This window comes from Leisingera sp. ANG1, from assembly GCF_000203975.2.
Lineage (GTDB): Bacteria > Pseudomonadota > Alphaproteobacteria > Rhodobacterales > Rhodobacteraceae > Leisingera.
In genome coordinates this window covers 1-9,571 of sequence record NZ_AFCF02000013.1, presented here as the reverse complement: position 1 = coordinate 9,571, position 9,571 = coordinate 1, and the positions used below count along the sequence as shown (strand labels likewise).

Here is a 9,571-nt window from a genome sequence, read left to right as displayed (position 1 = left end):
AGCGCCGCCGTCGCCTCCCGCCGTACCTCCGGCGCATTCAGAGCGTCTGCAAGATCGTCGATCAGCTCCCGGTACCGGGATGACAGGCTCGGATGGGGGCGACGGCGAATGAGGTATCCCGCATCTGAGAAGCTGGAGATCATCCGGCTGGTGGAAGGATCGCACCTGCCGACCAGGCGCACGCTGGACAAGCTCGGCATCCCCAGAACGACCTTCTACCGCTGGTATGATCGGTATTTGTCCGGCGGCCCTGAGGCGCTGAAAGATCGCAGTCCCAGGCCGTCGCGGGTCTGGAACCGCATCCCTGAGCCGGTGCGCGAGAAGATCAAGGACCTGGCCCTGCAGGAAAGCGATCTGTCGCCGCGCGAGTTGGCCGTGCAATTCACTGACACGGAAAAGTATTTTGTGTCAGAGGCTTCGGTCTATCGCATCCTCAAGTCCTACGACCTGATCACCAGCCCGGCCTATGTGGTTCTGTCCGCCTCTGACGAGTTCCGTGACAAGACGACCCGACCGAACCAGCTTTGGCAGACCGACTTTACCTACCTGAAGGTCATCGGCTGGGGCTGGTTCTACCTGTCCACGATCCTCGACGATTACAGCCGCTACATCATCGCCTGGAAACTTTGCACGACGATGAAGTCAGGCGATGTGACCGACACGCTCGACCTGGCGCTGCAGGCTTCGGGTTGTGATCAGGCGAAGGTCCTGCACAAGCCCCGCCTGCTCAGTGATCGAGCCATTGGAACGCCATTGGTCCGAGAGACAATGGCGAGGGGGTCGAGTTACATCTCGGGCGAGTTGGCCGATTGGCTGGAAGATCGGCACATGGATCATGTCCGCGGTGCCCCATATCACCCGCAAACCCAAGGCAAGATCGAGCGCTGGCACCAGACCCTGAAGAACCGCATCCTGCTGGAGAACTACTTCCTGCCCGGCGATCTCAGGCAGAAGATCGACGCCTTCGTCGAGCATTACAACCACCGACGATACCACGAGAGCCTGCAGAACCTCACCCCGGCCGATGTCTACTTCGGGCGCGGCCAGACCATCCTGAAACAACGAGAAAGGATCAAACGAAAGACTATCGAAACCCGGCGCTTGCTTCACCGAAGATCCGCCGCATAATCAAACCAACCAGATGAGCCAGACCCTCTCTTCGCTCAGGCAGCCAAATGGCCCAAAATCTCTGACGACGGACAGCCACGGACCATATCACCGCGCTTGGCACACTCACCAGCGGCTTTCATGAACCGTTTGTATTCGTCGTCCGTGAAGGTGTGTCGTGGCGTGTCCACGGTCTTCTGCTTCGGCATCACCGGCAGCACGTTCAGAATGCCGTCTTCCACCGCCAGAGTCAGAACTTTGCGGATGATGATTGTGTGTTTGGCCTTGGTCGATTCTGCCAGCCGCTTTGGCCGGTTCTCGTCCAGATGAATCAGGTAATCCCGAACCTTGCCGGTGGTGATTTTCGTGACGTCAAACTTACCGAAATAGCAGATCAGCCCGTCCTTGGAGCGGTTCATCAGCTTGTTGTCGCCGTCCGACCACTTGGACTTGCCCTTCTGAATGCCCATCAGCTTCTTGGCATAGTGCTCGAAGCTGGTGGCTTTCTTCTGAGCATGGTCGCTGTTAGCCTTGCTGCGGTATGAGTCGGCAAACTCATAGGCCACTTCAATCGCTTCGAGACGCGATGTCTCTTTGGACGACCGGTGGACGTATTTCCCTGCAAGGGGGTCTCTGAAGCGAATAAGCCAGTACGGGCTTCGGGCTGTCAGCACGATGGCCAGCCCTTTCCGGAGATGCTTGATCTTGAGTATTTGGTTTTTGGAGTCTTGGGACAAATCGAGCCCGTCAGAGGAGTGTATAACTGTGTGTAACTTTTACGGGTGAAATCTGACGATCTCAACGGATCAAATAAATCAACTATTTCAGTGATTTAGTGGTGCCCGGGGGCGGAATCGAACCACCGACACGAGGATTTTCAATCCACTGCTCTACCCCTGAGCTACCCGGGCACGGGAAGGCTGTTCGCCTTGGGTGGGGGCCTTCTATGCCGTGGGCGCGGCGGTGTCCAGAGGGTTTTTCAAAGAAAATCGCTAATGGCGCGTCTGCTGCGGTTTTTCTTTGGATGCTTGCGCGCGTTCCGCTTCTTCCAAAGCGTTTTCAATGTCTTCCGGGTCCTGGCTGGGCACTGAGTAGGCGCCGGTCAGCCATTTTCCGAGGTCGATATCGGCACAGCGCTTGGAGCAGAATGGGCGGTAGCTCTTTTGCGATTCCCCGCCGCAGACCGGACAGCTCATTTCAGCACCTCGCTCAGGGCAATTCGGCCGCGCTTGCGCTGCAATTCGTAGTGGCCGAGGTTGGTCCAGCCTGCCAGTACGGTTTCCTCGGAATCCGCCCGGAAAGCGGCCCGCAGCGCGGTTTCAAACCCGCGGCGGTCCTTTTTCGGCATCGGGGCCAGGTCCAGCACGATCTGTCCACCCAGGCCGCGCATCCGCAGGGCGCGGGGCAGGGCCTTGGCGGCCGCCATATTGGCCTTGATGCCTGCTGCAAGAGAGGTGTCCGAACCGGTGTTCACATCCACCGCGACCAGGGCGCGGGTCGGCTCGATGAACAGGAAAGCACCCCCTGGCAGCGGCTCGCGGATGCCTTGAGCCGTGTCCAGTGCGTCCAGCACGCCGAGGCGCTCAAACCCGCCCGGCTCGCGCTCAATATCCGCAGGTTCTACCCAGTCCCGCCAGGCCAGCAGGTGCGGAGTGTCGCCTTGGGCCAGAACCTCAGGCTCGGTCCCTTCATCCTGCATCACTTGCGCCGCCATGGCCGCCATGGCGGCAACGTCTTCGGCGATCTCTTCACTGTCTGCCCCGGCGCAGGCAGAGCGCAGGATCAGCCCGTAACCGGACTCTCCCATTTCCTCATGGGCAATCTCCAGCAGCCTGTCGCGTTCATCCTCGTCGCGGATGCTGCGCGAGATGTTCAGCCCCGGCGCCTCCGGCGTGACAATGGCGTAGCGGCTCTTGAACAGCAGCTTCTGGGTCACCGGAATGGCCTTGCCAGGCTCGGCATAGCCGGAGATCTGCACCAGGATCATTTGGCCCGGTGCCAGCCCCTTGACCTGGCGCAGGAAGGCCGGGCCGTCCGGCGTGGTCAGGAACATGCCGCCCTGGCCCTTGACCGGCCGGTCGGCGCGGGCGCGGTAGATGGTGCCGGGGGCAGGGGCGTCGCTTTCGACCAGGATGTCTTCCAGCTTGCCGTCCACCATAAGGGCTGCGGCTTCGCGGTCCTGGATGTGGTCGAGGATGATGGTGCGGCCCTTCATGCGGCGGCCTCCTGATAGAGCGGCAGCCCGGCGGCGCGCAGCAGGTTTGCGGTTTCAGAGAGCGGCAGACCGACGATGCCGGTAAAGGATCCGCTGATCCACGGAATGAAAGCGCCGGCAGGGCCCTGGATGGCATAGGCGCCGGCCTTGCCCTCCCAATCGCCGGTGGTGAGATAGGCGTTCAGTTCCTCGTCAGAGAGGTTTTTCATCTTCACCTGGCTGACCACGTCTTTCTCCCATACCCGGTCCCCGCGGCGCACCGCAACGGCGGTAATCACGCGGTGGCGGCGGCCGGAAAGTGCCAGCAGGAATTCTGCGGCTTCGCCTGCATCGCGCGGCTTGCCCAGGATGCGGCGGCCAAGCGCCACAGTGGTGTCTGCGCAGAGAACGACGTCATCAGGGCCGGCTGGAACGGCTTCGGTCTTTTCCCGTGTGACGCGCGCGCAATAGTCGCGCGGCAGTTCGCCTTTTCGGGGGGTCTCATCGATTTCCGGCGGGCACACCTCGTCCGGATGCACACCCAGTTGCGCCAGCAATTGCAGCCGCCGCGGGCTGCCCGATCCCAGGATAAATGCCATGCCGTGGCCCTCTTAACTCTTTGCGCCTGTCATAAGGCGAAATCCGCCATCAGGAAAGCGGGCCGGGTCTTTTCCTCTTGCCCAAAATATCCCTGCCGGAAGCAACGGCCGCCAGGCCGCCAAAAACAAAAGCCCGGCAGAATGCCGGGCCTTGATATTTCTTCCAGATCAAACGCTTACTTGAAGCGGTAGTTGATCCGGCCCTTGGTCAGGTCATAGGGGGTCATTTCCACCTGGACCTTGTCGCCAGCCAGAACACGGATGCGGTTCTTGCGCATCTTGCCTGCCGTATGTGCGATGATTTCATGGCCGTTCTCAAGCTCGACCCGAAACGTCGCGTTAGGCAGGAGTTCCTTCACGACACCGGGAAATTCGAGCGTATCTTCCTTGGCCATGTTGTCTCCATCATTGGGTTAACCCGCAAACTGCGGGACGTGCGCTTAAATGGGGTCATTTTTCCAATATTTCAAGGGCTCAATCAGCAAAGTGCGGCCTTTGTGACCGATTCCACCCGCGGCATTTGCTCCTCCCAGTGCAGCCGGTTCAGCACTCCGCCATCTGCCCTTACATGGGCGATTGCCTCCAGGTCCGCTTCTCCATAGGTCCAGCCCGGCTGGTTCAGGGTGCCTTCGGCCAGAACACCGGTGCCGGGGAAGCCCTTGTCCGGCGGGCCGAAAATGCCGCCTGTGCCGGTGTTCATGTCCACCGCTTCCGACCATTCATTGGCCCCGGTAATAGAGGCCATGGCGGTCACGCACTGGTTTTCCAGCGCCCGCGACATCGCCCCGATGCGCACCCGCCAATAGCCGGCCAGCGCCTCGGTGCAGGATGGGACCAGAATCACATCTGTCTCCGCCAGCGCGCGGCCCAGCAATGGGAACTCGCTGTCATAACAGATCAGCACGCCGATTCTCCCCAGGGACGTGTCAAAGATCTTGAGCGGCCCGCCGCCCGTGATGCCCCATTCCTCGCGCTCGAACCGGGTCATGATCTGCTTGTCCTGATGATCCCGCTTGCCAGTGGGCGTGTAAAGCTCCGCACGGTTCACCGGCCGGTCCAGCCCGCTGTTCACCGGGGCAGAGGCGCCGAGGATATGCACGCCATGTTCCGCAGCCAGTTTCAGGTGCAGCGCTGCCGCATCTTCCATTTTCTCCGATACGGAATGAATCGACTGCTCCAGATCACCTGCAACCGCAGCGCCATCCAGCGTGGACAGCTCCATCGCGCCGTATTCGGGAAACACCAGCAGCTGCGCGCCATTGCCGGCGGCTTCTGCCACCCAGGCGGCCAGCTTGTCTTCGTACTGGGCCCAGCTTTCGAGCCAGTCGAGCGGATAGGCGGCGGTGGCGATTTTCATGCGGTCTCTCCGGCAGTCAGTGGCCGCATCCCGGTGCGGTCCTTCCGAAGGATTGCCCGGCATAGCGGCCCTGCGCAAGGCTATGCGGCACCCTGGTTTCATCTGATGCCGGGCACGCCGGAAAAACTCAAACAGAATGCACATTTTTGCAACGGAAACAGCCGCGTGCTGCGTTCCATCTTGGTGCTGCCCGGCATTTTGGCCATTCTCTCGTGCAGCGGATCATTTGATTTATTGAAAGAAGGACCACTCCCTTGGCGACCAAGCTTGATGACAAGAACCTGAAAGGCGTTATTGCCGACATCCCGAAAAAAGGTTTCCGCACCAAATTCTGGCGCGAATACCGTGCCGGCGCCTGCAAGGGCAGCGGCGTCGGTAAATACATGGACCTGCTGGAAAAACTGGGAGTGCCAGCCTCAGGCGACCCGGCCAAGGCGGATCTGGATAACATGGCCGAGATCGTTCAGGCCTTCAGCATGCTGGCCAACGCGATGCTCAAGGCGCGCGGCAAGTGCGGCAAGCTGCAGTCCCACAGCCGGGAACTGTGCCTGGCCTATGCCAAGCAGATCGAAAAACGCGAAGACGCGGCAGCGGATCTTGCCCGCAATGCGGACAAGATCAAGCAGAAGCAAATGGCGCAGCAGCTGAAGGCCGAGAAGGCCAACGAGGAAACCGACAAGCATCTGGCCAAGCTCAAGAAAGAGCACGAAGAAACCCGCAAGCTGATCATCAAGGAGATCAAGGCAGCCGAGGTGCGTGGCAAGAAGATCGAAGCCGCCTGCCTGGACATTTCCAAGGATGTGAATGCTGCGCTGAACAAGCTGGAAGCAATCAAGAAGGCTTGGAAGTCCGCCTATCACAAGGAGGGCGCGGATCGCTCCAAGATCGAAGCGCAGGCCGACAAGGGCATTCGCGACCTGACCAAGGCCTACAAGATCGACGCCCACGCCAAGAACGTGAAAGGCGCCCTGCCCAAGCTGTTCAAGGAACTGGCTGAGAACTACAAGCAGTTCAAACAGGAAGACTATAACAAGAAGGAATATGTTGCGGCCGGCAGGGCGGTGACAGCAGCCAAGCGCACCTTCGATGATGCCCGCGATTCCGTGAAGATTTATGCCACCCAGCAGAAGATCGCGCTGGAAGAAGTGCAGGCGGCGCGGCCAGAAGGCGTCTGAGCCAAATCAGTCAGGCGCCCGTCGGGGTGCCTGTCTCCGTTACAGATCCCGGATCCAGAACTGCAGCGGCTTGCTGGTTTCCCCGGCTTGATCCACATCCTTCCAGGAAAAATACGCAATGGCACCCTCCAGAGGCGCATACCCGCGCTTGCGCCAGAAGGGATCCAGCGGCGCGTAATCCGAAGGCCGCAACGGATGATCCGCCGGACGCTGCACCCCGCAAAAGGCGGTTTTCTTGAACCCGTGCTTCCGGGCATGTGCCTCGCGCGCGTCAAAGAACCCATGACCGACGCCATGCCCGCGGTATTCCGGCAGCAGCACGGATTCGGCGCAGTAGAAGACGTCGTTCAGGTCAATTCCGGCGCCTTCAAACGCGGCCGCAAAATCATCTGCATGATCCGCCAGCGGTGCGCCAGTGGAGGCCCCCACCAGGGTATCCCCGTCAAAGGCCCCGACCACCACGGCGCGGGCGCTGTCGCGGTAGCTTTGCAGATACTCCCGCTCATAGGCCAGATCCCCGTCGTATAGATACGGCCAGGCGCGGAACACCGTGATCCGCAGGTGCGCCACATCGTCCAGCGCGGCCTCCAGCGCCGCGCCGGTCATGGCTTCAACCCGGACGGTCATCCGGCTGAGACCTGGGCTATCCAGTCCGCCAGGTTGTAATAGGTGGTGACGCGGGAAATCTTGCCGTCCTTCAGCTCAAAGAACGAGCCCGCAGGCAGGCGGTAGGTCTGGCCCTTGGCCTCCGGCAGGCCCTCGTCGGTTGCCAGATAGGTGCCGTTGACGATGAACTCCGCTGCGGCGCGGCTGCCGCCCTCTGCGGAAAAGATCACCATATCGGTCAGCTCTTCCTTGTAGCAGCGGTCCATATGGGCGCAGAACTCCGCGAACTTCTCCTTGCCCACCCGGATTTTGCCCTCGTTCACATGATGGGCAATCTGCTCATCCAGGCAGTCCAGCATGGTTTCCGTGTCGCCGGCGTTGAAGGCTGCGAAATAGCGCGCGATGGTGTCGGTCATGTTCTCTCCGTCGGTTCACCCCAGCGGTTCTTCAGGTGCTGGATGATTTGATCCCGTGTTTGACGGTAGATATCTAACTTGGCCTGCCGCGTCTCGCCGAGCCCGGTAGGGTCCATAATCGGCCAATATTCGACATCGAGGTGAAAAAAACGGGTGAGCTCCAGCGCCCGGCGCTGGCTGGCTGGCGACAGCGCCACCACCAGGTCAAAGGACGACAAGTCATCGCCCCAGCGCTCCATCTCGTCAAAGGAGCGCGACCGGTGGCGCGACAGTTCCACGTCGATCTCCTGGCAGACCGCGATCGAGAAGCCGTCGATCTCCATGTCGTTCTTGACGCCGGCCGACTGCACATAGGTGCCGGTGCCATAGAATTTCTTCATGATGCCCTCCGCCATCGGAGAGCGGACCGAATTGTGGTCGCAACAGAACAGAACGGACTGCGGCAGCTCCTCCACGCGTCAGCCTCCGAAGTGCAGGACGCAGATCAGGGTGAACAGGCGGCGGGCGGTGTCGGTGTCGACCTCGGCCTTGCCCTCCAGCCTTTCCTGCAGAACCCGGCTGCCTTCGTTGTGAATGCCGCGCCGTGCCATGTCGATGGTTTCGATCTGGCTGGGGGGCATTGTCTTTACCGCAGTGAAATAGCTCTCACAGATCTGGTAGTAGTCCTTGACCACCTGCCGGAAGGGCGACAGCGACAGGTGAAACTCTGCAGCCTTCTCCCCGGCTTCGGTGTTGATGTCAAAGACCAGCCGCTTGTCGCGGATCGCCAGCCCCAAGTGGTAGGGACCGGCCGGAATGTCGCGGTCTTCCCGCTGCGGCAGGGCAAAGCTGTTGTCCTCGATCAGGTCATAGATCGCCACCTTGCGCTCCTGCTCGATCTCGGGCGTCGGGGGCGGCAGGTTGCGGTCGTCCAGTTCGATATGGCTGATGCGGCTCATGGGTCTTTGTCTCTGATATGCGCAGGGGCGTCCGGCCATGAGTATCGCACCGCTTTGCCCGGGGCAATGCAGCAGCGGGCGTCAAACGCCTGCCCGTTTGCGGCAGTGCTTGACAGGCAACGCCTCCGCAACCAGCCTGCCGCCAGCAGGAGACAACACTATGACAGCCCTTGAACAGTTTTCCCTTCACGGTCGCCGTGCGCTGGTGACCGGCTCTACCGATGGTCTCGGCTTCGCCGCGGCCCGCCTTCTGGCAGAGGCCGGGGCCGAGGTCTGGATCAATGGCCGCAGCCGGGCGCGGGTGGATGCCGCGCTCGCCCGGCTGCCCGGCACCGCCCGCCCGCTGGTGCTGGATATCGCCGATGAAAGCGCCGCGACCAGGGCGATGGCCGGGATTGCACAGGAGGGCGGGCTGGACATTCTGGTCAACAACGTCGGCCAGCGCGACCGGCGCAGCCTGCCCGAATTCACCCGTGCCGATCTGCAATCGCTGTGGGAGGTCGACCTGGTCTCGCCCTTCCGCCTGTCCCAGATGGCGGCGGCGCAGATGGCGCCCAAGGGCTGGGGCCGCATCATCAACATCTCGTCGATTGCTGGCCTCATCGCGCAATCCGGCGACGCCGCCTATACCACCGCCAAGGCCGGCATCAACGGCATGACCAAGGCGCTGGCGGCAGAGCTTGGCCCCCAGGGGATCATGGTGAACGCGATTGCCCCGGGATTCTTTAAGACCGCACCCAATATGGCTGCTGCTGCAGACCCTGCGATTGCAGAGAAGCTGAAAAACGCCACTGCGCTGGGCCGCTGGGGCGAGCCGGAGGAATTGGCACCCGCCATCTTGTTCCTCGCGTCACCTGCAGCGTCCTATATCACCGGGCAGGTGCTTGCCGTGGATGGCGGGTATACTACGCATTATTGAGATTTGCGTCATTTTTCCGGGAAAAATAACTTGATGCCTCCGGCGGGGGTATTTTTGGCCAGATGAAGAAACGGATCGTTAACCAAGCTCCGCAACCCTGATCCAGCGGTACAGGCGGGGACGCCGATGACCGCGCCAGGTGAAGCGCCCCGGCGGGCTCCGGGGCGCGGATCCCTTTTCATCTGGCCCCAAATATCCCGGGGTGAATGCGCGGCACGCGCAGAGGGGCAGCGCCCCTTTCTGCGTTACCCGTTCAGCGC

12 protein-coding genes, 1 tRNA gene and 1 pseudogene are annotated in these 9,571 nt (G+C 61.2%); 3 read left to right on the top strand and 11 right to left on the bottom strand.

Annotated elements, in window-relative coordinates:
* Positions 1–90: 90 nt before the first annotated feature.
* Positions 91–1,128, top strand: a pseudogene (locus GC1_RS19890) (IS3 family transposase); the annotation flags it as partial.
* Between the two features lie 35 nt (positions 1,129–1,163).
* Here GC1_RS19890 and GC1_RS19885 read toward each other — a convergent pair.
* From GC1_RS19885 to GC1_RS19855, 7 genes are all read right to left on the bottom strand, one after another.
* Positions 1,164–1,781, bottom strand: coding sequence for a phage integrase SAM-like domain-containing protein (locus tag GC1_RS19885; RefSeq protein WP_237754648.1), 618 nt, complete (start codon positions 1,779–1,781; stop codon positions 1,164–1,166).
* Positions 1,782–1,943: 162 nt separating this feature from the next.
* Positions 1,944–2,018: transfer RNA gene (locus GC1_RS19880), tRNA-Phe, on the bottom strand.
* An 81-nt stretch (positions 2,019–2,099) separates the two neighbouring features.
* Entirely contained in the window at positions 2,100–2,303 is a 204-nt protein-coding gene (locus GC1_RS19875) for a DNA gyrase inhibitor YacG (protein ID WP_019295074.1), read from the bottom strand.
* The gene (locus tag GC1_RS19870) at positions 2,300–3,322 is read right to left on the bottom strand and encodes a ribonuclease E/G (protein WP_019295073.1); all 1,023 of its coding nucleotides are present in this window, start codon (positions 3,320–3,322) and stop codon (positions 2,300–2,302) included. Before GC1_RS19870 ends, GC1_RS19875 begins: the two co-directional genes overlap by 4 nt.
* Entirely contained in the window at positions 3,319–3,900 is a 582-nt protein-coding gene (locus GC1_RS19865; RefSeq protein WP_019295072.1) for a Maf family protein, read from the bottom strand. The genes GC1_RS19870 and GC1_RS19865 overlap by 4 nt, the downstream gene beginning before the upstream one ends.
* Positions 3,901–4,076: 176 nt before the next feature.
* A complete protein-coding gene (infA, locus tag GC1_RS19860; RefSeq protein WP_005978431.1) occupies positions 4,077–4,295 on the bottom strand; it encodes a translation initiation factor IF-1 in 219 nt (72 codons plus the stop codon).
* Positions 4,296–4,378: 83 nt separating this feature from the next.
* Complete coding sequence (locus tag GC1_RS19855; protein ID WP_019295071.1) at positions 4,379–5,257, bottom strand: carbon-nitrogen hydrolase family protein; 879 nt, start codon at positions 5,255–5,257, stop codon at positions 4,379–4,381.
* A 254-nt stretch (positions 5,258–5,511) separates the two neighbouring features.
* On the opposite strand from GC1_RS19855, the gene GC1_RS19850 reads away from it, so the two are divergent.
* Positions 5,512–6,432 carry a hypothetical protein gene (locus GC1_RS19850; protein ID WP_019295070.1) on the top strand — a complete coding sequence of 307 codons (921 nt, stop codon included), beginning with the start codon at positions 5,512–5,514 and terminating at the stop codon, positions 6,430–6,432.
* A gap of 39 nt (positions 6,433–6,471) precedes the next feature.
* On the opposite strand, the gene GC1_RS19845 is transcribed toward GC1_RS19850, so the two are convergent.
* From GC1_RS19845 to GC1_RS19830, 4 genes are read right to left on the bottom strand one after another with little or no spacing between them, the layout of a single operon-like run.
* The gene (locus tag GC1_RS19845; protein WP_019295069.1) at positions 6,472–7,059 is read right to left on the bottom strand and encodes a GNAT family N-acetyltransferase; all 588 of its coding nucleotides are present in this window, start codon (positions 7,057–7,059) and stop codon (positions 6,472–6,474) included.
* On the bottom strand, positions 7,056–7,454 hold the full coding sequence (locus tag GC1_RS19840; protein ID WP_019295068.1) for a ketosteroid isomerase-related protein: 399 nt from the start codon (positions 7,452–7,454) through the stop codon (positions 7,056–7,058). Before GC1_RS19840 ends, GC1_RS19845 begins: the two co-directional genes overlap by 4 nt.
* The gene (locus tag GC1_RS19835) at positions 7,451–7,909 is read right to left on the bottom strand and encodes an arsenate-mycothiol transferase ArsC (RefSeq protein WP_019295067.1); all 459 of its coding nucleotides are present in this window, start codon (positions 7,907–7,909) and stop codon (positions 7,451–7,453) included. The genes GC1_RS19840 and GC1_RS19835 overlap by 4 nt, the downstream gene beginning before the upstream one ends.
* Before the next feature lie 3 nt (positions 7,910–7,912).
* On the bottom strand, positions 7,913–8,392 hold the full coding sequence (locus GC1_RS19830; RefSeq protein WP_019295066.1) for a UPF0262 family protein: 480 nt from the start codon (positions 8,390–8,392) through the stop codon (positions 7,913–7,915).
* 160 nt (positions 8,393–8,552) lie between these two features.
* Here GC1_RS19830 and GC1_RS19825 point away from each other — a divergent pair, with 160 nt between their 5' ends.
* A complete protein-coding gene (locus GC1_RS19825) occupies positions 8,553–9,311 on the top strand; it encodes an SDR family oxidoreductase (RefSeq protein WP_019295065.1) in 759 nt (252 codons plus the stop codon).
* The last annotated feature ends 260 nt before the right edge of the window (positions 9,312–9,571 follow it).

Bases quoted from the DNA above. Each gene is read 5' to 3' on its own strand.
- GC1_RS19875 (WP_019295074.1), bottom strand. From the start codon at position 2,303: ATGAGCTGTCCGGTCTGCGGCGGGGAATCGCAAAAGAGCTACCGCCCA.
- GC1_RS19870 (WP_019295073.1), bottom strand. From the start codon at position 3,322: ATGAAGGGCCGCACCATCATCCTCGACCACATCCAGGACCGCGAAGCC.
- GC1_RS19865 (WP_019295072.1), bottom strand. From the start codon at position 3,900: ATGGCATTTATCCTGGGATCGGGCAGCCCGCGGCGGCTGCAATTGCTG.
- infA (WP_005978431.1), bottom strand. From the start codon at position 4,295: ATGGCCAAGGAAGATACGCTCGAATTTCCCGGTGTCGTGAAGGAACTC.
- GC1_RS19855 (WP_019295071.1), bottom strand. From the start codon at position 5,257: ATGAAAATCGCCACCGCCGCCTATCCGCTCGACTGGCTCGAAAGCTGG.
- GC1_RS19845 (WP_019295069.1), bottom strand. From the start codon at position 7,059: ATGACCGTCCGGGTTGAAGCCATGACCGGCGCGGCGCTGGAGGCCGCG.
- GC1_RS19840 (WP_019295068.1), bottom strand. From the start codon at position 7,454: ATGACCGACACCATCGCGCGCTATTTCGCAGCCTTCAACGCCGGCGAC.
- GC1_RS19830 (WP_019295066.1), bottom strand. From the start codon at position 8,392: ATGAGCCGCATCAGCCATATCGAACTGGACGACCGCAACCTGCCGCCC.
- GC1_RS19825 (WP_019295065.1), top strand. From the start codon at position 8,553: ATGACAGCCCTTGAACAGTTTTCCCTTCACGGTCGCCGTGCGCTGGTG.